Annotated in this window: 16 protein-coding genes; 4 read left to right on the plus strand and 12 right to left on the minus strand. The window is 65.6% G+C overall.

The features are described 5' to 3' along the window. Positions 1-204 precede the first annotated feature (204 nt). Entirely contained in the window at positions 205-1695 is a 1491-nt protein-coding gene (locus OKW35_RS35305; RefSeq protein WP_429554471.1) for a flavin-containing monooxygenase, read from the minus strand. A 212-nt stretch (positions 1696-1907) separates the two neighbouring features. On the opposite strand from OKW35_RS35305, the gene OKW35_RS35310 reads away from it, so the two are divergent. After that, positions 1908-2576: a TetR family transcriptional regulator gene (locus tag OKW35_RS35310; RefSeq protein WP_429554472.1), complete on the plus strand. Its 669-nt coding sequence runs from the start codon at positions 1908-1910 to the stop codon at positions 2574-2576. Between the two features lie 93 nt (positions 2577-2669). Here OKW35_RS35310 and OKW35_RS35315 read toward each other — a convergent pair whose 3' ends face one another. The 3 genes from OKW35_RS35315 to OKW35_RS35325 form a co-directional block, all read right to left on the minus strand. After that, positions 2670-3854, minus strand: a complete 1185-nt coding sequence (locus OKW35_RS35315; protein ID WP_429554473.1) for a tetratricopeptide repeat protein — start codon at positions 3852-3854, stop codon at positions 2670-2672. A 161-nt stretch (positions 3855-4015) separates the two neighbouring features. Further along, the gene (locus tag OKW35_RS35320; protein ID WP_018417715.1) at positions 4016-4696 is read right to left on the minus strand and encodes a PspA/IM30 family protein; all 681 of its coding nucleotides are present in this window, start codon (positions 4694-4696) and stop codon (positions 4016-4018) included. A 477-nt stretch (positions 4697-5173) separates the two neighbouring features. Next, positions 5174-5839 carry a hypothetical protein gene (locus OKW35_RS35325; RefSeq protein ID WP_184056770.1) on the minus strand — a complete coding sequence of 222 codons (666 nt, stop codon included), beginning with the start codon at positions 5837-5839 and terminating at the stop codon, positions 5174-5176. A gap of 559 nt (positions 5840-6398) precedes the next feature. Between OKW35_RS35325 and OKW35_RS35330 the strand changes: the two genes are divergently transcribed. Next, entirely contained in the window at positions 6399-8900 is a 2502-nt protein-coding gene (locus OKW35_RS35330) for a penicillin-binding protein 1A (protein WP_429554474.1), read from the plus strand. A gap of 82 nt (positions 8901-8982) precedes the next feature. On the opposite strand, the gene OKW35_RS35335 is transcribed toward OKW35_RS35330, so the two are convergent. The 4 genes from OKW35_RS35335 to OKW35_RS35350 all read right to left on the minus strand — a co-directional run bounded on the left by OKW35_RS35335 (position 8983) and on the right by OKW35_RS35350 (position 15499). Beyond that, complete coding sequence (locus OKW35_RS35335; RefSeq protein ID WP_429554475.1) at positions 8983-9255, minus strand: hypothetical protein; 273 nt, start codon at positions 9253-9255, stop codon at positions 8983-8985. Between the two features lie 390 nt (positions 9256-9645). Continuing rightward, entirely contained in the window at positions 9646-11211 is a 1566-nt protein-coding gene (locus OKW35_RS35340; protein ID WP_429489036.1) for an efflux transporter outer membrane subunit, read from the minus strand. A gap of 14 nt (positions 11212-11225) precedes the next feature. After that, positions 11226-14354 carry an efflux RND transporter permease subunit gene (locus tag OKW35_RS35345; RefSeq protein ID WP_429554476.1) on the minus strand — a complete coding sequence of 1043 codons (3129 nt, stop codon included), beginning with the start codon at positions 14352-14354 and terminating at the stop codon, positions 11226-11228. Continuing rightward, positions 14351-15499, minus strand: coding sequence for an efflux RND transporter periplasmic adaptor subunit (locus OKW35_RS35350; protein WP_429554477.1), 1149 nt, complete (start codon positions 15497-15499; stop codon positions 14351-14353). The genes OKW35_RS35345 and OKW35_RS35350 overlap by 4 nt, the downstream gene beginning before the upstream one ends. A 218-nt stretch (positions 15500-15717) precedes the next feature. Between OKW35_RS35350 and OKW35_RS35355 the strand changes: the two genes are divergently transcribed. Continuing rightward, positions 15718-16335, plus strand: a complete 618-nt coding sequence (locus OKW35_RS35355) for a TetR/AcrR family transcriptional regulator (protein WP_090805323.1) — start codon at positions 15718-15720, stop codon at positions 16333-16335. An 85-nt stretch (positions 16336-16420) separates the two neighbouring features. Here OKW35_RS35355 and OKW35_RS35360 read toward each other — a convergent pair whose 3' ends face one another. Continuing rightward, positions 16421-16633: a hypothetical protein gene (locus OKW35_RS35360; RefSeq protein ID WP_184056745.1), complete on the minus strand. Its 213-nt coding sequence runs from the start codon at positions 16631-16633 to the stop codon at positions 16421-16423. A gap of 270 nt (positions 16634-16903) precedes the next feature. Here OKW35_RS35360 and OKW35_RS35365 point away from each other — a divergent pair, with 270 nt between their 5' ends. Further along, on the plus strand, positions 16904-17968 hold the full coding sequence (locus tag OKW35_RS35365) for a LysR family transcriptional regulator (protein WP_429489030.1): 1065 nt from the start codon (positions 16904-16906) through the stop codon (positions 17966-17968). Between the two features lie 31 nt (positions 17969-17999). Here OKW35_RS35365 and OKW35_RS35370 read toward each other — a convergent pair whose 3' ends face one another. The 3 genes from OKW35_RS35370 to OKW35_RS35380 form a co-directional block, all read right to left on the minus strand. After that, complete coding sequence (locus OKW35_RS35370) at positions 18000-18230, minus strand: DUF2795 domain-containing protein (RefSeq protein ID WP_184003893.1); 231 nt, start codon at positions 18228-18230, stop codon at positions 18000-18002. A gap of 192 nt (positions 18231-18422) precedes the next feature. After that, the gene (locus tag OKW35_RS35375) at positions 18423-18677 is read right to left on the minus strand and encodes a hypothetical protein (protein WP_090805320.1); all 255 of its coding nucleotides are present in this window, start codon (positions 18675-18677) and stop codon (positions 18423-18425) included. Positions 18678-18893: 216 nt separating this feature from the next. Next, complete coding sequence (locus tag OKW35_RS35380; protein ID WP_090805319.1) at positions 18894-20231, minus strand: C45 family autoproteolytic acyltransferase/hydolase; 1338 nt, start codon at positions 20229-20231, stop codon at positions 18894-18896. Positions 20232-20323 lie beyond the last annotated feature (92 nt).

Below are 20323 nucleotides of genomic sequence, written 5' to 3' on the forward strand. Positions count from 1 at the left end.
TGGAAATCGCGGCCCTCACTTCTTCTGACGATAGCGATGATCGAGTCCCTTCTGCGCGTGCTGGACTGGCAGCCGCTCTATCGGCTGTGGGAACTGATCGTGATCATCGCGAAGTTCCTGTGGGAGCTGTTGCAGTTGCTGAGCGGTGGCGGGTAACGAATGCGCCGGCCCATGCCCGCGGCGCCGGACTGCCATTGTGCGGACTCAACGCGCGAAGCGGTAATCCTGCGGCCGCACGCGGCGCGTACGCTTGCGAAAGCTGAACGTGAAGCCGGGCCAGATCGCGGTGACTTTGCCGCTCTGAGTTTGATACCAGCTGTGGCAGCCGCTAGTCCACACCGCGTGCCGCATCTCCTGTTGCAAACGCGCGTTGAAATCGCGCTGCACGTCGGCGCGCAAGGTCATCGTGCGCGCATTCTGTTTGCGCAGCACGCGCAGGCAATCGCCGATATATCGCAGTTGCGACTCGATCATGTAGATCATCGAGTTATGGCCGAGCCCCGTGTTCGGGCCGACGATCATGAAGAAGTTCGGGAAGTTCGCGATGCTCGTGCCGAGATAGGCCTCGGGGCCATCGCGCAGCCATAGCGTGCTGAGGTCGGTGCCGTCGAGGCCGGTCACTTCGAACGGCGCGGGTACGTCGTTGACCTGGAAGCCGGTGCCGCAGATGATCGCGTCCGCGCGGTGATGCACGCCGTCGTCGGTCACGATGCCATCCGCGACGATCTCGCGGATACCGCTCGTCACGACGTCGACGTTCGGCTGACAGACGGCCGGGTAATAGTCGCTCGACAGCAGCACGCGCTTGCAGCCGAGTCGGTAGTTCGGCGTGAGCTTCGCGCGCAGCGCCGGGTCCTTGACGCGTCGCTGCAGATAGCTGAGGCCGAACTTCATCGGCATCTTCATCAGCTTCGGATTGACGACGAACGCGATCCCACGCGACTCGAGCTGCCAATAGATCGCGCTGCGAACGAAGCGCTGCGTGAACGGCAGCGTACGGAACAGCCATTGCGCGCGCAGGCCGATCGGCTTGTCGCGCTTCGGCATCACCCACGGCGCGGTGCGCTGGAACAGAGCCAGATGCGCGACACGCGGCTGGATTTTCGGCACGAACTGGATCGCGCTCGCGCCGGTGCCGATTACCGCGACGCGTTTGCCGTCGAGCGGATAGGCATGATCCCAGCGCGCCGAATGGAACAGCTTGCCCTCGAAACGTTCGATGCCGGCGATGCGCGGCAGCGCGGGACGCGACAGCGGACCGTTCGCGGCGATCAGCACGTCGGCCTCGACGATTTCGCGCGCGCCGTTCGTGTCGAGCTCGACGAGCCAGATCTGCCGCGCTTCGTCGAAGCGCGCGGCGCTCACTTTCGCATTGCAACGCACGTAGCGATCGACGCCGTACTTGCGCGCGCAGTGCTGCAGATACGCGAGAATTTCGGCCTGGCTGCTGAACGAGCGCGACCACGCCGGATTCGCCTCGAACGAGAACGAATAGAGATGCGAGGGGACATCGCAGGCCGCGCCGGGGTAGGTATTGTCACGCCACGTGCCGCCGATGCCGCTCGCGGCCTCATAGACCGTAAACGACGTGATGCCCATTTGCTGCAGACGGATGGCCATGCCGATGCCGGCAAAGCCACTGCCGATGATCGCAATGCGCAGCGCGGTGGATGAAGCGGAAGGGGCAGGCGTCACGGCGGTCTCCGGCACGGGGCGAAAGCGGCGGGTGAAACTATAGCGGCTATGGCACGCTGGACTCGCGCGGCGCGACGGGCAGGGGCGAAATCGCGCGTCTACAGCTGTCTACACACGGCTTAACGCGCAGGGTAGACAACTGTACACATCGCGTCAAGATCGTTTAGAGTGCAGCTATTAAACGCGCATACCGCGCGACGATTGAACGCACGATGACGACCGTCCCCGAAGCAGCGTCCGTCGCCGGCCCGCAGTTGCCGCCCGGCAAGCGCAAGCTGATCGAAGCCGCGCTGCGGTTGACCGCCGGCGGCCGCAGTTTCGCGAGCCTCGGCTTGCGCGAGCTCGCACGCGAGGCGGGGCTCAATCCGAACACGTTCTACCGCCATTTCAGCGCGCTCGACGAGCTTGCGCGCGAAGCCGTCGCCTCGGTGAGCCGACGGCTTCGGCCGATGCTGCGGCGCGAGCGCTGGCTCGCCGCGCACGACGAACCGCACAGCGTGCCGCGGCGCGCGTGCGTTGCGTTTTTCGCGTTCGCGCTCGCGAACCGCGAGGCGTTCCTGAGCGCGCTGGCCGAATACCACGGCACGTCGCCGGCTTTGCGCGAAGCGGTGCGCGCGAACCTGCACGAGGTGTCGGCGGAGATGGCGGACGACGTCGTGCAGCTCGAATTGATGCCGCGACTCGCGCGCGAGACCGTCGACGAAGTCTGCACGCAGATCGTGCTGCAACTGTTTCATCTATCCGCTGAATACATCGATGCGAACGCCGCGCGCCGCGACGCGTTGATCGATTACGCGGAACGTTTCATCGTGCGGCTGTTTGCGGGGGCGGTCGTGCTCGCGCAGCACGAGGGTAGCCAGGCGGAGTCGGCGCGGGCCTGACCTGAACCAAGGCGGTACACAAAACCGGCAGGCAAAAAACAGGCTCCGCGAAGGAGCCTGTCTTTTCATTCGACGCGGATCGATCGGGTTCGATCAGGTATCGGTCCAACCGCCGGAATCGTCGTTGCTGCCCATGTCGATGCCGCCGCCGCTGCCGTCATCGTTCCAGTCGTTCGAACCCTGACCGAAGTCGAGGCCGCCGCCGTTTCCGCCGTCGTTGCCGCGCCGGCGCAGTTCGTCGGGGTCGACGACCACGTCGCGCTCGACTACGCGGTCACGCCCATGACTGAGCGCCTCGCCAAGCAGCACGCCGGTCAGCAGACCGCCCATGCCGCCACCCATGCCACCGCCTTGCTGCACGATGACCTGCGGCTGCTGCTGATAGGGACCCTGTTGCGGATAAGGCGCTTGCGGGTTGCCGAAGCGCTCGGCCTCCTGCGCGTACGTCGATTGCTGAGCGCTGCCCACGGACGCGGCGGTCGGATCGGGCCGGCCGTCGGCGCGCGCGCGCAGGCTCGCGATGCGCTGCTCGAATTCATCGAGTGCATAGGGCGGCAGCGGATTCTTGCCGTTCGACAGCGTTTCGACGGCGCCGCGCAACTGTTCTTCGGTCGCTTCGACGTCTTTCTCGAGCAACTCGTGACCCGGCGCGGCGGACAGCTTCACGTCGAGCTTGATCGAACGCACCGTGTTGAGCATGTCGGTGGCGCGCTTCAATTGTGCGCGGCGGTCCTCGTCGGCGCGCGTGTCTTCCTGGCTGCGCGCGCGGCGCAAGGTCCAGCGCAGCACGAGCGCGATCACCGCGATCAGAACAATGATACCGATCCACATACCCACCCCCGGACCATGCCGTTGTTGCTCTTGCGACATCATCGCCGACTGTTGCTGCACAGCAGGCGCATTCTGCTGCGCGAACGGATTCGCGGCGTGACGGGTGACGTTGCCGCCCGCGCGTTCCGCGTCGCGGCGCAGGCGCGCTTCGGTTTGCGCGAAGCGGCTCGGGTCGGTGAAGCGGACCTGCGGATCGAGCGTCTTTGCCTGTTGGAGCTGCGCGAGCGCGTCGGCGGAACGGCCTTCGCGATCGAGCACCTGGGCGTACAGATAGTGCGCGTGTGCGTTGTTCGGATGCGCTTGCAACACTTCGGTGAGCCCGGCGTCGGCCTGCTGCCAGTTGCCCTGCGACATCGCCGATTCGATTTGCTGAGCGGTCGGCACCGCGAACGCCGCGGCCGACACGAGCAGCAGCGAAGCGAAGGCGGTTGCGAAAAGTTTTTTCATTTGCGGACCGGGCGGGACGCGCCCGTCTCCATCAGTCGATTGCGGTGGCTGCCTGTGGCGGCCGGTATGCCGGTGCGTTCAGAAGCGAGCGCACCGCCATGTACTGCTACTGCAGTCATTGCTGCGTGTACTTGCTGCGAGGAAGTACACGCATCCAGCATTTACTGCGCCGGCGTATTGAGCTGCTTCTTCAGCGCTTCGAGCCGATCGTCGACGGACGGGCCGCGGTTCAGATCCGCGAGCTTGTCGTCGAGCGCCTTGCCGCTTTTCTCGTCGGCGGAGTTCAGACGTGCGTCGGAACGCGCGTTCGACAGCGCGACTTTATCTTCGAGCTTCTGGAAATCCTCGGACAGGTTCTTGCCGCCGATGCCGCCGAGTGCGGTGGCCGCGGTATCTTTCGCCTGCGCGATCTGCTGCTTGGCTTGCAGGATGTTCGAGCGCGCGTTCAGGTCGTTGCGGCGCGTGCGCATGTCCTCGATCTGGCTCTTCAGTTGCGCGACCGACGGCTCCAGCGACGTCAGTTCTTTGGTCAGCGCATCGCGTTCGGCTTCGGCCGTGGCCTGCGCGCCGAGCGCTTCACGCGCGAGCGCTTCGTCGCCGGACTGCAGCGCACGGCGAGCACCGTCTTCATACTTCTTCGCCTTGTCCGCGGCAACATCGCGCTTGCTTTGCTGGGTGGCGACCTGCGCCTGAATCTCGATCAGCGAGTTTTCGGCCTTGCCGATGCTGTCGTCGAGTTCGCGCACGATCTGGCGCGAGTCGCGCGACGGATCCTGCACCGAATCGGCCGCATCGTTCAAAAGACCTTTGAGCGTGCGCGAAATGCTGTCAAAAAGCGACATGAAAACCTCCAGAGAATGTGAGCGGCGCCGACGATGCGTGCGCGCCTGACTGCCTTGAACTACTGCTACTTTACGCCGCCGTGCGCCATGCTGCGCAACGTTCGGACCGGAGTTCGGGGCGCACTTGCCAATTGCAATAGCGCGGTCCGTTTTTGTTGAGCGCAACGCCGGTTGAGGATTGCCGCGATGATGGAAAGCCGCGATGGGCATGGACTTGACGGCGGATCATTTACTTGACGGCGGATATTACACCACCGGCTGTCTTAAAGATGGCTTAATCGATGCGGCTACCCGAAGGCTCGAACGATGCGCGAAAAGCCGCTGTTTGCGGTGTGGGCGGGCGTTACCGAGCGGCGTTTCACGCAGGTGTCACTGATGTAACGATATGCAACGGGGACCCGTTGCGTACGCTCGCCTGCATCGCTCGGATGCAGTGATTGCGGCTCGGTGCGCAGTAATTTTCCGTCACGCTTTGCGTCACGCGAAACGGCCGCCTTCGGCGCTCGGGTCGCTGTGCGGTTCGTCGTCGTCGGAGTCCTGGTCGTTGGGACGGCGCTTGAGTGAGTTGCGCAGACGCGCCGACGTGCCGGGCAGCCGTTTCGACGCGGCGTTGTCGATTGCGTCCGCTTCGGCGTTTTCCGCGTTTTCGGCGGCTCGTGCTGCCGTCAGACGCGCGACGGCTTCGGCGGTGGCCGCGGCCTGTTCGTCCTGCCCGGCGGCGAGCGCGGCGGCGACGCCCGCGGGAAGCAGCGGGGCGGGGGCATCCACAGCGTCGGTCACGGGAGCGGGGCGACCGGCTTGCTGCATCGAGGGCGAAGCCACGGCATCGGCCGCGCCGGCAGCCGCCGGAGCCGCCGCGTCTTTCTCATCCGCTTGCAGCGCTACCGGCAGCGCGGCGCGCGCATAGCGCGTACCGCGCGCGACGCGCTGCAGCGCCGCGTTCAGCGGATCGGGCGCGCGCGGCGCGCGCAGCCGGTCGACGATGCTCGCGGCCTTGACCTGTTCGCTGGTCGCGCCGAAGCTCAGCACCGCGCGCCGCATCAGTTCACTCACGCTGATGCCCAGATCCTCGGCAGTCGCGGTGATCGCACGTTTCTGCGCGGTCGTGACGAATACGACGATGCGCTCACTGGGCTTGGACATGATCGACTCGCAGTCTTGTTAGCATGGGCGGATCGGCGCGTGCCTTCGGATACGGTGTCGGAACCCGTCATCGGAACTGCCGTTGGATCCCGCCGTTGGGGTCCCCATCGCGCGCATCGAGGGACGCGCGCGGGGTTCATCATATGACGAGTTGCGCCGCCACGGAACAAGCGCGGTGCGAAAATCCCGTGGCATCAACGAGTTGTAGTGTTTGCGGCCGGTTTGTCCACAGCCCTTTCAACAGAAAATGTTGATAACCCCGCAGAAGCTGCGCGTCGCGCGCACGCTGCAATGCGCGCTGCGCGAAATTACAGACCCTTACCAGGAAAAGGCGGCCGGCAAAGGGAATTCTTACAAAAAAACTGCCTTGGACCGCTGCCGATTTCTTTAAAATGCGCTGTTACGTTGCGCCGGACATGGTCCGTGGCGTGCCGTGCGGCCAGCCGGGGGCAAGGTCCGCAGGGCGGCGTACGTCCCTGCCAGGATGTCGAACACGACCCATGCGCGCGCCGCGAGCGCGTGCAGACAGGCGCGCAGTTGCGGGCCCATTATTCCAGTCATGCCAATCATCAAACGACCGCATTCCTCGAACTCTCCGGCCGGTGAAGACCGGGACTCCCACCAACGCACCCCTGGACGCAATGCCGCTTCGCGTGAGCCCGGGCGCGGCCGTCGTTCGATCGGCGCGTCGCTCGTGCTGTGGTTCTTCGGCCTGATCGCGACCGTCGTCGTGGTCGGGGCGCTGATCGTCGGCTATGCGCTCGTCGTGATGGGGCCGCAATTGCCGTCGCTCGACGCGCTGACCGACTATCGCCCGAAAGTGCCGCTGCGCGTCTACACCGCCGATCACGTGCTGATCGGCGAATTCGGCGAGGAGCGGCGCAGCCTCGTGCGCTTCCAGGACATCCCCGACCAGATGAAAAAAGCCGTGCTCGCGATCGAGGACTACCGCTTTTACGAACACGGCGGCGTCGACTTCGTCGGCATCCTGCGCGCCGGTTTCGCCGACCTTGCGCATGGCGGCGCGTCGCAGGGCGCGAGCACGATCACGATGCAGGTCGCGCGCAACTTCTTCCTCTCCAGCGAGAAGACGTACACGCGCAAGATCTACGAGATGCTGCTCGCGTACAAGATCGAGCGCGCGCTGACGAAGGACCAGATCCTCGAGCTGTACATGAACCAGATCTATCTGGGCGAGCGCGCGTACGGCTTCGCCGCGGCCGCGCGCGTGTACTTCGGCAAGGACCTGAAGGACCTCACGCTGGCCCAGGCCGCGATGCTCGCGGGCCTGCCGAAGGCGCCGTCCGCGTATAACCCGGTCGTCAATCCGAAGCGCGCGAAGATCCGTCAGGAGTACATCCTGCGACGCATGCTCGAGCTGAACTACATCACGCAGCAGCAGTACGACCAGGCCGTGAAGGAAGAGATTCACACGAAGAATCCGGGCAACGAGTACAGCGTGCACGCCGAGTACGTCGCCGAAATGGTGCGGCAGATGATGTACGCGCAGTACAAGGACGAAACCTATACGCGCGGCCTGAACGTGACCACCACGATCGATTCCGCCGATCAGGACGCCGCGTATCGCGCGGTGCGCAAGGGCGTGATGGACTACGAGCGGCGCCACGGCTATCGCGGACCGGAAGGCTTCGTGCAGTTGCCCGAGGCGGGCGACGACCGCGACCAGACGATCGACGACGCGCTGACCGATCACCCGGACAACGGCGAGATCATCGCCGGCGTGGTGACGGACGCGAGCCCGAAGCAGGTGGCCGCGCAACTGGTCGACGGTACGCAGGTGACGGTGTCGGGCGACGGCCTGCGCTTCGTCGCCGCGGCGCTGAGCCCGCGCGCGAACGCGACGCTGCGCATCAAGCCGGGTTCGATCGTGCGCCTCGTCGCCGACGACAAGGGCAACTGGCAGATCACGCAGCTGCCGCAGGTCGAGGGCGCGCTCGTGTCGCTGACGCCGCAGGACGGCGCGATCCGCGCGCTGATCGGCGGTTTCGACTTCAACAAGAACAAGTTCAACCATGTAACGCAAGCGTGGCGGCAGCCGGGTTCGAGCTTCAAGCCGTTCATCTATTCGGCGGCGCTCGACAAGGGGCTCGCACCGGCGACGATCATCAACGACGCGCCGCTGTACTTCCCGCCGAGCACGCCGGGCGGCGACGCGTGGGAGCCGAAGGACGACGATCAGCCTGATGGTCCGATGTCGATGCGCCTCGCGCTGCAGAAGTCGAAGAACCTCGTGTCGATCCGCATCCTGTCGTTCATCGGCACCAAATACGCGCAGGACTTCGTCACGCAGCGCTTCGGCTTCGACGCCGACAAGACCCCGCCGTATCTGCCGATGGCGCTGGGCGCGGGCCTCGTCACGCCGCTGCAGTCGGCGGGCGCGTACTCGGTGTTCGCGAACGGCGGCTACCGGATCAATCCGTATCTGATCAACGAAGTGACCGACGCGCGTGGCGTGGCGATCTCGCGCGCGCAGCCGCTCGTCGCTGGGCACGACGCGCCGCGCACGCTCGAGCCGCGTAACGCATACATCATGAACAGCCTGTTGCACTCGGTCGCGACCGCGGGTACGGGCGCGGGCACCAACGTGTTGAAGCGCTCGGACCTGCAGGGCAAGACCGGTACGACCAACGACGCGAAGGACGGCTGGTTCGCCGGCTATCAGCAGTCGCTGGTGGCGGTTGCGTGGATGGGCTACGACCAGCCGAAGAGTCTCGGCAGCCGCGAATTCGGCGCGCAGCTCGCGCTGCCGATCTGGGTCGAGTACATGCAGCGCGCGCTGCGCGGTGTGCCACAGGCCGAGCCGCAGCAACCCGACGGTGTGACGGTGATGAACGGCGAGCTGTTCTTTACCGACAAGTTGCCGGGGCAAGGCTTCGTCGCGAGCATCGGTCTCGATTCGGGCAATCCGATGGCCGGCGCGACCGATGCGGTGGGCGGGGTCGGCCCGGCGGGCATGACGCCGCCGGTGGTGCCGCCGCCGAGCGTGTCGACGACCGAGAAGAAGCAGATCATGGATCTGTTCGAATCGAACAAGCCTTGATGTCTCGGATGGCGGGTGCGCGGGGGGCCGCGGATTCTTAAGCGATACGGGCACCGGCCCGCTCTCGCCGCATACCGTCATGTCAGCGGCGAAACACCTCGACGCGAGGCACATCGTCGGAAAAAGCGGACTGAAGTGCCCACTCCTCGTAGCGTTTCGCGCCGGCAAGATGCTCCGATAACTTCATGGTCAGATCATGCCAGGCTGAATCGCCTTCCGGCACGGTCATGGTACGGCGATCGTCTAGCCGGACGAGCAATACGATCGAATTTCCAATCCATTGTTCTGACCGCGTAGCGACGATTTCGCGAATATCTTCCCAGGCAATGTGTTGCTCGCCTTGCTGATTTGTCACGACGAGACCCTTATCGCTCAGGGATAGAGCGAAGGAGAATCTTCGTCGTCATTCGATCAGAGACCGATCATTTGCCTCTCGAAGCGCAACGGTCGCAGTGGCTATCTGAGGCGCTTGCTCGTCTTGAGCCCGAGTTCAAAAGCTCGCAAGAGTGGGCAAGTTCTTTCGCGCCTCAAGCATGCATCGATCTGATAGCACGATTCAGTGATCGATAAACACCGTTGAGGCGCTGCAGAGCACGTGTCCTGTGGCTTGCTTCTGATTCGTTTCGCACCGTACAAACAAATCGTATTAGGTTCAATGCGTTAGTCCGTTGTTCAGACAGTTTTCAACAGGCTCATCAACACGAACTGGGGATAAGTGCGCCGCGTTCCGTACGGAATCCGAGATTTAGTTGGATGTCGCCGTGTTCGTCGTCCCAACCGATGCAGGCGCAGAAGCCGAAGTCGCCGCAGCCGATGATGCGCCTGCCTGATCAACCAGCGGATTCCCCATCGCCTGAAACAACGCCGCCGTATCCGTCAGCCGCGCGCTCATATAGCGGATCTCATCGAGCTGCGCGTTGCGCCATTGCTGCTCGCTCGAACGCGTCGCGGCGACGGGCAGCGCGCCGAGCCGATAGCGCGCCGAGGTTTCGTTGAACACGCCCTGTGCCGAACGCGCGGCGACGTTCGCGGCGTCGAGCGACTGCGCGTCGTGCTCGAGTGAGGCGAGCGTGTCGGCGACGTTCTGAAACGCGGCCAGCACGGTCTGTTTGTACTGCGACACGCTCGCTTCATACGTGTGCTGCGCCGCGCGGCGCTGCGCGAGCAGCGCGCCGCCATGAAACAGCGGTTGCGACAGCGACGCGCCGATGCTCCAGATGGCCCCCGCACCGGACATCGCGACCGGCCAGCTAAACCCGCCTTGTCCCATCGATGCCGACAGCGACAGACTCGGGAACATCTGCGCGGTGGCGACGCCGACATCGGTCGCAGCGGCCTTCAGCGCGGCGTCGGCGGCCTCGATGTCGGGCCGCGTGCGCAGCAGCTCCGACGGCACCACCACCGGCACCTGCTCCGGCACATGCAACTGCGCGAGATCGATGTCGTCGGGCGCGGCATCGGGTGTGCGGCCAAGCAGCACCGCGAGCGCGTGACGCGTAGTGAGCCACTGTTGCTTCAGCGCCGGCAGACTCGCCGACACGCTCGCCGCGCTCTGCTGCGCGTTCAGCAGATCGGCATGCGATACCGCACCGAGCGCGAAGCGCCGCTCGGTATCGCGCGCCTGATCGTTGGCGAGGACCACGAGCCGCTCGGTCGTGTCGATCTGAGCATGCAGCGCGGCGCTCGTGATCGTCGCGGTCACGATGTTCGCGGCGAGCGCGCGCCGCGCCGCCTCGAGCTGGTAGACCTGCACGTTCACGCGCGCGGCGAGCGCCGCGTTCGCGAGACGCGCGGCGCCGAACAGATCGAACGTGTAGTGCGCCTGCAACTGGCCGACGAACACGTTGTACAGAAACGTGTTCGGTCCGATCTCGGGGATCGCGAGCGCGCGATTGCGGGTGGCCTGGCCGCCGGCGTCGATGGTCGGCAGCAGCGAGCTGCCGACCTGCGCGCGCAATTGCTCGCGCGCGGCCGCGAGACTGCGGTCGGTCGCGTCGAGCGTCGGACTATTGCGCAGGCCATCGTCGACGAGCGCGTTCAGCGCATCCGAGCGGTACAGCTTCCACCATTCGGGCACCGGCTGCGCGCCGGTCACGAACTGCTGCGAGACGCCCTGCGCGGGCACGGTTTGCGTCGGTAGCGGCTCGGCACCGTAGTGCGCGGGCTGCGGCATCGCGGGCGCGTCGCCGTTCGGTCCGAACGAGCAGGCGCCGAGCATGCAGGTGATGCTGGCGATGCTCGCGGCAAGCGTGGTGCGGGCCAGCGCGTCGAAGCGCGCGCGGCGGTGGCGGGATAGGGCGGGAATAGTCATGCTCGTGCTCATGCTCAGTTACCCGTGTGCGTGGCGCCGGCACCGGACGGCGTCTGCGGCTCGCGCTCGTCGGCGCGTACGCGGAACGACGCGGCGTACAACGCGGGCAGATAGAACAGCGTGAGGATCGTCGCGCTCGTGATGCCGCCCATCAGCGCGGTGGCCATCGGCCCGAAGAAGTTCGAGCGCAGCAGCGGAATCAGCGCGAGCACGGCGGCCGCGGCGGTCAGCGTGATCGGCCGGAACCGCCGCACGGTCGCGCCGACGATCGCATCGAAACGCTTGTACCCCGACGCAATGTCCTGCTCGATCTGATCGACGAGAATCACCGAGTTGCGCATGATGATGCCGAACATCGCGATCACGCCGAGCATCGCGACGAAGCCGAACGGCTGGCCGAACAGCAGCAAGGTGAGCACGACCCCGATCAGGCCGAGCGGCGCGGTCAGCACGACCATCAGCACGCGCGCGAAGCTTTGCAGCTGGATCATCAGCAGCGTGAGCACCGCGATCACCATGATCGGAATCTGCGCGTTGATCGAGGTTTGACCCTTCGCGCTTTCCTCGACCGAGCCACCGATCTCGATCCGGTAGCCGACCGGCAGCGTCGCGCGGATCGGCGCGAGCGCGCGGTCCACCGCGTGCGTGACGTCGATGCCTTGCGCGCCGGCCGACACGTCCGACTGCACGGTGATGGTCGGCTGACGGTCGCGTTCCCAGATCACGCCGTATTCGAGGTCGTTGCGCAGATGTCCGAGCGTGCCGAGCGGCACCGGGCCGTTGGGCGTCGGCATCGCGAGCGCGGTCAGCTGCGACGGGTCGACGCGTTCGGCGCGCGGCGCGCGCAGATCGACGCTGATCAGCTTGTCGCGCTCGCGATACTGCGTGACCGTGTAGCCGGACATCGTCATCGCGAGGAAGCTGGCGATGTCTTCGGACGTCACGCCGAGCTCGCGCGCGCGCTTCTGGTCGATCTCGAAGCGCACCGAGCGCTCGGCGGGTTCGTCCCAGTCGAACTGCACGTTGCGCGTGCCGCGATTGGCGCGCATCGTCGCGGCGACGCGTTCGGCGATCGAGCGCACGGTCGCGATGTCGTCGCCGCTCACGCGGAACTGCACCGGATAGCCGACCGGCGGCCCGTTCTCGAGGCGCGACAGGCGCGTGCGGATCGCCGGGAAGTTGTTGAGCAACTCCGGTTCGAGCCACTGCGCGAGCTTCTCGCGATCCTTGACCGACTTCGCGGTGATCACGAACTGTGCGAAGTTCGGCTGCTGCAATTGCTGATCGAGCGGCAGATAGAAGCGCGGCGCGCCGGTGCCGACGAAGCTGACTGAGTGATCGATTTCAGGCCGGCCTTTGAGAACCTGCTCGAGGCGCTGCGCCTGGCGCAGCGTTGCATCGAACGACGCGCCTTCGGGCAGCCGCACATCGACCAGCAACTCCGGCCGGTCCGAGCTCGGGAAGAACTGCTGCGGCACGAGCGAGAAGCCGGCCATCGCGAGCACGAACAGCAGCACGGTGATCGCGAGCACGACGAAGCGCCGCTCGATGCACCAGCCGATCCAGCCGCGCAAGCGCGTGTAGAAGCGCGTGTCGTAGATGTCATGTTCGTGATCGTCAGGCTCGTGCGCATGGCGCTTGCGCTCGGGCAGCATGTGATAGCCGAGCAGCGGAATCAGCACGACCGCCGCGAGCCACGACGCGATCAGCGCGATCGCCGACACCTCGAAGATCGAGCGCGTGTACTCGCCGGTGCTCGACTTCGCGAGCGCGATCGGCAGGAAGCCGGACACGGTGACGAGCGTGCCGGTCAGCATCGGAAACGCGGTGCTGGAGTACGCGAAGGCCGCGGCGCGCGTGCGGTTCCAGCCTTGCTCGAGCTTCACCGACATCATTTCGACCGCGATGATCGCATCGTCGACGAGCAGGCCGAGCGCGAGCACGAGTGTGCCGAGCGATACCTTGTGCAGGCCGATATCGAACAGGTACATGCACAGCGCGGTGACCGCGAGCACCACCGGAATCGAGATCACGACCACCATGCCGGTGCGCACGCCGAGCGACACGAGGCTCACGACCAGCACGATCCCGACCGCTTCGGCGACCGCTTCGAGGAAGTCGTCGACCGAGCGCGCGACCGCGTGCGGCATGCTCGATACTTCGACGAGATTCAATCCGGCGGGCAGCGCGGCGCGCAGTTGGGTCATCTGCTGATCGAGCGCGCGGCCGAGGCGGATCACGTCGCCGCCCGGCTGCATCGTCACGCCGATACCGAGCACGGGTTTGCCGCCGAAGCGCATCTGCGTGACGACCGGGTCGTCGTAGCCGCGCTTGATCGTCGCGATGTCGCCGAGACGCAACGTGCGGTTGTTGATGCGGATCAGCATGTCGGCGAGCGCGCGCACGTCGTTGAACTGGCCGCTCGGGCGCACGAACACGCGGTCGTCCGTGGTGGTCAGCGTACCCGCGGGAGCGATCGTGTTCTGCGCGTTGATCGCCTGCCCAAGCTGTTGTGGCGAGATGCCGAGACGCGTCAACTGCGTGTTCGCGATCTCGATGTAGATGTGCTGATCGGGATCGCCGAAATAGTCGACCTTGCCGACGCCCGGCACGCGCACTAGCACCGAGCGTAGCTGGTCCGCGTAATCGTGCAGTTGCGCGGCGGAAAAGCCGTCGCCTTCGAGCGTGTAGATGTTGGTGTAGACGTCGCCGAATTCGTCGTTGAAGAACGGGCCCTGGATGCCCGGCGGCAAGCTCGACGCGATGTCGCCGACTTTCTTGCGCACCTGGTACCACGTCTCGGGCACCTGGCTCACCGGCGCCGAGTCCTTCATCGTGAAGAAGATCAGCGATTCGCCGGGACGCGAGTAGCTGCGCACGAAATCGATGTACGGCGTTTCCTGCAGCTTGCGGCCGATGCGATCGGTCAGCTGCTCCTGCACCTGGCGCGCGGTGGCACCCGGCCAGTACGTGCGGATCACCATCACGCGGAACGTGAAGGGCGGGTCTTCCGACTGCGCGAGCCGCGTGTAGGCGAGGATGCCGAACGCGGTGGCGAGCGCGATCAGGAATACGACCAGCGCCTGATGACGCAGCGCCCACGCGGACAGATTGAAGCGTCCTTCTTCGTGCGACGTGCTCATGAAGCGAAGTCCTCGGGATGCAGCGGCGCGATCGCGCGGACTTTCTGGCCGGCGCTCACGGTGTGCACGCCTTGCAGCACGACGCTTTCGCCATCTTTCAGGCCATCGCTGACGACGAACCTGCGCTCGTAGTAGCGCGTGACGGTCACGCGACGCAGCTCGAGCGTGTTGTCCGCTGCGCGCACGACCCACACGGCCGGTTCGCGCCCCTCGTGAAACAGCGCGGTGACCGGCAGCGTGAACACGCCGTGCTGCGCGGCCGCCGCGGCGAGCGGCACGGCCGGCGTGACGTCGGCGGTCATGCCGAGGCGCACGTCGGCGCCGGCATCGAGCAGGGTCAGACGCGCGCGCCAGGTGCGGCTCTGCGGATCGGCGGCCGGCGACAGCTCGCGCACGCGTGCGCCGAGCTTGCGGCCCGGCAGCGCGGCGAGCGTGACGCTCGCGTTCTGGCCGACCGCGAATGCGGCGAGCGCGCTTTCGGGCACGTCGCACAGCACGTCGACGTCGCCGCTCCACGCGAGGTTGTAGACGGCCTGACCCGCCGACACGTTCTGGCCCGTGTCCGCCTGTTCAGCCGTGATGACGCCCGCATGACCGGCGACGAGCGTCGTGTACTGCAGCTGGTTCTTCGCGAGTGCCGCCTGCTGCTGCGCCTGATCGCGCTGCGCGAGCGCGGACGCGTAGGCGTTGGTGGTCTGTTCGAGCTGCGCGGGCGCGATCAGGTTTTCTTTGGCCTGCGCCCTGTCGCGTTCGAGCTGCTGCTGCGCATAGACGAGGTTGTGCTGCGCGGCGTCGAGCTGCGCCTGCGTGCTCGCGGCGTTTTTCTGCGCATCGGCCGGGTCGAGCAGCGCGACGACTTCGCCGCTTTTCACCGTGTCGCCGAGCCGTACCCGCCGCTCGATGATCTTGCCGGCGACGCGGAACGACAGCGGCGTCGAATAGCGCGCCTGCACTTCGCCGGGCAGCGACGCCGCCTGCAGCGCGTGGCCGTCCGCATGCACGGCGAGCGCGACCACCGGGCGCGGCGCGGGCGCCGCGGCTTCCTTCTTCGAGCAGGCCGCGAGCGCTAGCACGCCTGCCAGCGCCAGCGCGCAGGTCTGCCTGGAGAAACCGCGGTGAGAGGATGGGGGAGACTGCTGGCGCATCGCTGACGATGCGGGAGAACCGGGACGCTTCACAATTACCCCAACTGGAGACAGCGAACGAACACGGCAAGCCGCGCGGCCCGCCAGCGAAGACCCGCATGCCGCGTCATGCTAATGGCATACAGGGATGGCTTTGAATGACGGAATGCATTCTAATACACTCATGTATCTGAATGCATGGATGGATTTGAATTCTTTTGGGTGCTAGGCTTGCGGCCATGAAACGTCAAAGACTGACAAGAGAGCAGAGCAAGGACCAGACGCGGGAGCGGCTGCTCGATGCCGCGCAGGCAATTTTCATGAAGAAGGGCTTCGTCGCGGCGAGTGTCGAGGACATCGCGGCGGCGGCCGGCTATACGCGCGGCGCGTTCTATTCGAACTTCCGCAGCAAGACCGAGCTGTTTCTGGAGCTATTGCGGCGCGATCACGAAGCGATGCAGGCGGGCCTGCATGCGATCTTCGAAAGCGCGGCGTCGCGCGAGGAGATGGAGGCGCGCGTGCTGCGCTACTACAGCTCGCTGCATCGCGAGAACAAGTGTTTTCTGTTGTGGGTCGAGGCGAAGCTACTGGCGGTGCGCGACGGCCGTTTCCGGTTGCGCTTCAACGCGTTCATGCACGAAAAGATCGAACAGTTGAGCGCCTATGTGCGCGAGTTCTCGGAGCGCGTGGGCACGCCGATGTCGATGCCGCCCGAGCAGCTCGCGATCGGCCTGATGGGTCTGTGCGACGGCGTGCAGTTCTTCTACACGGTCGATCCGCAGAATGTCCCGGCGGAGATGGCCGAAACGGTGCTGGCGGGGTTTTTCTCGCGCGTGGTGTTCGGGCGCGATGCGTAACGGTAGGCGTTGAGCCTGGAGGCGCAGATGCGCGAATGCGCGACCCGGAGGGATCGCGCATCAGATACGGTTCAAGGCGGAAAAATCATTCGACCGGCAGTCGCGCGCAGGCCTCGGCGGCGGGCGCCGCGCACGCGAACGCGTACTGGCCGCTGGCGTCGAGGAATTTTTCCCCGGCGTGCAGGGCAACCTTGATATCGGGGCAGCGCTCGTAAGCGATATAGGCCGAGCTCGCGGCGGCCGACCAGCAAACCAGCGAAAACGCGATCTTTTCCAGCAGACGAAAACGATGTGGCATGGCGGTGTAGCGGTAACTTTCTTTGGCCGCCATCTTACCAGCAAACTAGGGTTTATACCTAGCTAAAATCCACGATAGACGCCGTAATAGTGGCGCGATGGACACGCCGCGCCGAATCTGACCGGAATGTCATGTCTTGGTCAGGGTTGGGACATGTCCTATCGCTAGAATCGGTTGCGTTGGGCGGACCCGCGCGCGCCCATGCGGCGCGGGTCGACACAGGCGGCAACGGTTGCGCCGGCCCGGCTTCACCGAGGCAGGAGTGGTCCCATGAATCAACTGCAGTCGATGCGCGTGTTCGTCAAGGTGGCGGACCTCGGCAGTTTCGTCGGCGCGTCGGGCGCGCTGGATCTGTCCACCGCGGTCGTCACGCGGCACGTCGCGGATCTCGAAGCGCGGCTCGGCACGCGACTGCTGAACCGCACCACCCGCCGTCTTTCGCTGACCGAATCCGGCGCGACCTATCTGGAGCGCGTACGCCACATCCTCGCCGATCTCGAAAGCGTCGAGCAGATGGTGGTGGCGCGCAATCACGAGCCGGTCGGCACGCTGCGCATCGTCGCGCCGGTCGTGTTCGGATTGCACAGTCTCGCGCCGGTCGTGCAGTCGTACGCAGCGCGCTATCCCGACGTGGTGCCCGACGTCACGCTCGCCGACCGCCACGTCGATCTGGTCGAAGAGGGCTTCGACGTCGGCATCCTGGCTGCGCGGCACATGCGCAGCGCGAGCATCGTCACGCGGCGGTTGACGACCGGCTACATGACGGTCTGCGCGACGCCCGAGTATCTGGCGCAACACGGCACGCCGAAGCGCCCCGAGGATCTGCTCAGGCATTCGTGCCTGAGCAGGCCGGCCGAGCAGGGCGGCGAGGAGCGCCTGTTCAATGGGCCGGACGGCGAAGTGCGGGTGCGGCCGACCAACGCGATCGCGGCGAACAACGCCGAGATGCTGCGGCAGTTCGCGCTGCTCGGCATGGGCGTGGCGATCCTGCCGAGCTACCTGATCGGCCGTGATCTGACGGCGGGGCGGCTCGTGCGTCTGCTCGACGCGTACAGTCTGCCGCCCATCGAAATCACGATTGCGTATCCGAGCCGGCTACATCTGCCGGCGAAGGTGCGGACGTTCATCGACCATCTGGTCGAGCATTTCCAGCCGGACAGCGCGCAGGCGCGGGATTCCCGTAGCGTGGCGCCGGTGCGGGTGGTGGCCGGGGTGAGCGGGTCCGACGCCCCGACGGCGCGCGAGATCGCCGACGACGCGCTCGAAAACAGCCGCACGACGCGCCGTGTGACGCGGGTGGCGCGCGCGCGGATCGCGGCGTCGTCGCAGTTCTGACGTGTGAGCTGAGGCGAGGCTGAATCCGGGTTCAGATCCCCAGGCCCGGGCCATAGTTGCCGCCGATCAGGCGCGTGACCGACTCGATGTCGACATAATCCTGCTCCGGCATACCATCGAGCATCGCCAACACCTCGTTGCTCGCGCCGGCTTCGCGCGCGGCGTCGACGAGTGCGTCCTTGTTGGTCGGGAATTCGACTTCGCTGAGAAGATCGGCGATCTGCAGATCGATCGATTCGCCGGGGATGTCCGAGGCCGTCATGCGCATGCTCCTGGTGAGCTTGAGTTAGTCACGTCGTTATTGCTGCCACGAAAAGCCAGCGCCTCGCCGCGATGAGTTTCTCGCAGTCTGTTGCAATCCCGCGCGCATTGCCACCCCATCGTCATGACAGCCGGCGCAAACCGGGCAGGCGCGCCGTCGTAGCCGCGCCGCCGCCCGCCGTTGCGGCGGCCCTCACGTGGTCAGATGCTCGTTCTGCCCGGTCAGGCTGCGGTCCAGATGTCGGGACTTCGGCAGCGCAATATGCTCCCAGTGCTGCGGACGGCTGGCGTCGGTGCTCGACACGTCTGGGGCCGGAGGCGCGACCGGCGCGGCGTTCGCGCGTTGCGCAAGCGTGATGGAATCCGTGCTGTCCGAGGCGGTATGAACCGGCGCGGCAAAGCACGAGGCTGACAGCGTCACCATGATTAACAGTGTCGAGGTTTTCATCGCCCGACCTCCTAAAGCTCATGCGGCGCTGACAATCGAGCAAACCCTGTGCCGTCCCGCGTCGAGAGGACGGTGCAAGCCGAGGACGGCATGGCGCTGCGCGGCCCAGGCTCTTTACCATCTTAGATGGCAAATACTGCAACGCGCGCACATTTGCGACAAAACCGGATTGTAGATTCGATCATCGCACGAACAGGCGCGCGCGTCCGCCATGCGCTAGCGCAGCACGTCGAAGCGCGTCCACGGCCACGACGGCCGGTCGCGCATATAGCCGTTCAGCCAGTTCCACTGCGGATGCCGCTTCATGAACGCCTGTGCGTCGAACGGCCGGCCGCACGGATGCCCCCAGCGCGCGGTGAAGGCCATCTCGCGGGCCATTTCGCTGTCGATCACCTTGCCGTCGTTCGCGCCCCACGGATTGAACGGCCCGTGATCGGTGCCGCCGAAGCGCGCGTCGTCGAGCTCCAGATGCCCGCAGATCGTGCGCGAGCACGGGTTGTCGTTGCGATCGAGATAGACGTCGTGATGATCGGCGATCATCTGCTTCGCGAGCTCGACGTCGATGCTGCCGCGATGCAGTTCCTCGAGCTGCATGAAACGCAGACGCCGCGCGCCGTTCTTGCGCACGTCGGTATAGTCCTCGCCTTCGCCGATGCATTCCTGGTTGCGGATCTTCAGATCCGTCGCGGTGTTGTAGCCGCTGTAGAAACCGTCTTTGGTGGTCTCGAAGCCCGCATAGTGCAGCCCGAGTTCGTAACGCGCGATCTCGCCGGTCTTCGTGTCGCCGAGCAGCCAACTGTTCGCGTAGCCGCCGTTGTTCGCGAGCGAGAACATGTCGCACCATTCCTTGATGCTGTTCGCATATTGCGACGCGCGCCGCGAGCGATAGAACTCGGGCGCACCGGCCGCGTTGTAGCCCGCGAAGTTCGAGATCGTCGTTTCGGTGATCATCAGGCCGGCCGCCGTGACCCAGAAATCGGTCAGGCTCGAGATGCAGCCCGGCAGGCCCTGCATCAGGATGCGGTTGCCGCGGTCGGGCACGATGTCGAACACGACGTTGAACGCGTCGCCGGCCGCATAGCGGTCCCACGAGTTGTGCGCCATCACGATGCGGCCGTCGCGCGTCGCGTTGCCGGTTGCGATGAACGCGCTGCAGTGGTGACCGCGCCGGCCGCGCCACAGTTTGGCGCCCAGATGCGGCTGCGCCTGCGCGGCGTGCGTCGGCCACCAGCTTTGCAGCAGATCCATGTAGCCGTTCCACGCGAGCACTTCGGCGAACGGCAGCTTCGCGCCGTCGGCGATGCCATGGATTTCATCGGCGAATTCGGTGTCGAGCTTGCTCGCGAACTGGCTCGTCGCGGCATTGACGAAGGTGTCGAACTCCTCCCCGGTGTCCCATTTGGCGAGATAGCGCGCGGTGCGGATCGCGTTTCTGATTTCGTCGGCGAGTAACTGGCCGTGCTGCTCGCCGCGATCGTACGGCTCGCCTTCGATATGCACGAAAATCCAGCCGGCCTGATCGCGGCGTACGGCCTCGGGGGACGGTTCGCTCATCTTCGCTCCGACGCTACGGCGGGCGCTGTCGCTGCGCCCAAGCTGGGCTCACGCGTGCCGGCCGCGTGAAGGGCCGGCGGGTCTGTCCATTG

The organism is Paraburkholderia sp. MM5477-R1 (genome assembly GCF_050436385.1).
In the GTDB taxonomy this organism is placed as follows: Bacteria; Pseudomonadota; Gammaproteobacteria; order Burkholderiales; family Burkholderiaceae; genus Paraburkholderia; species Paraburkholderia tuberum.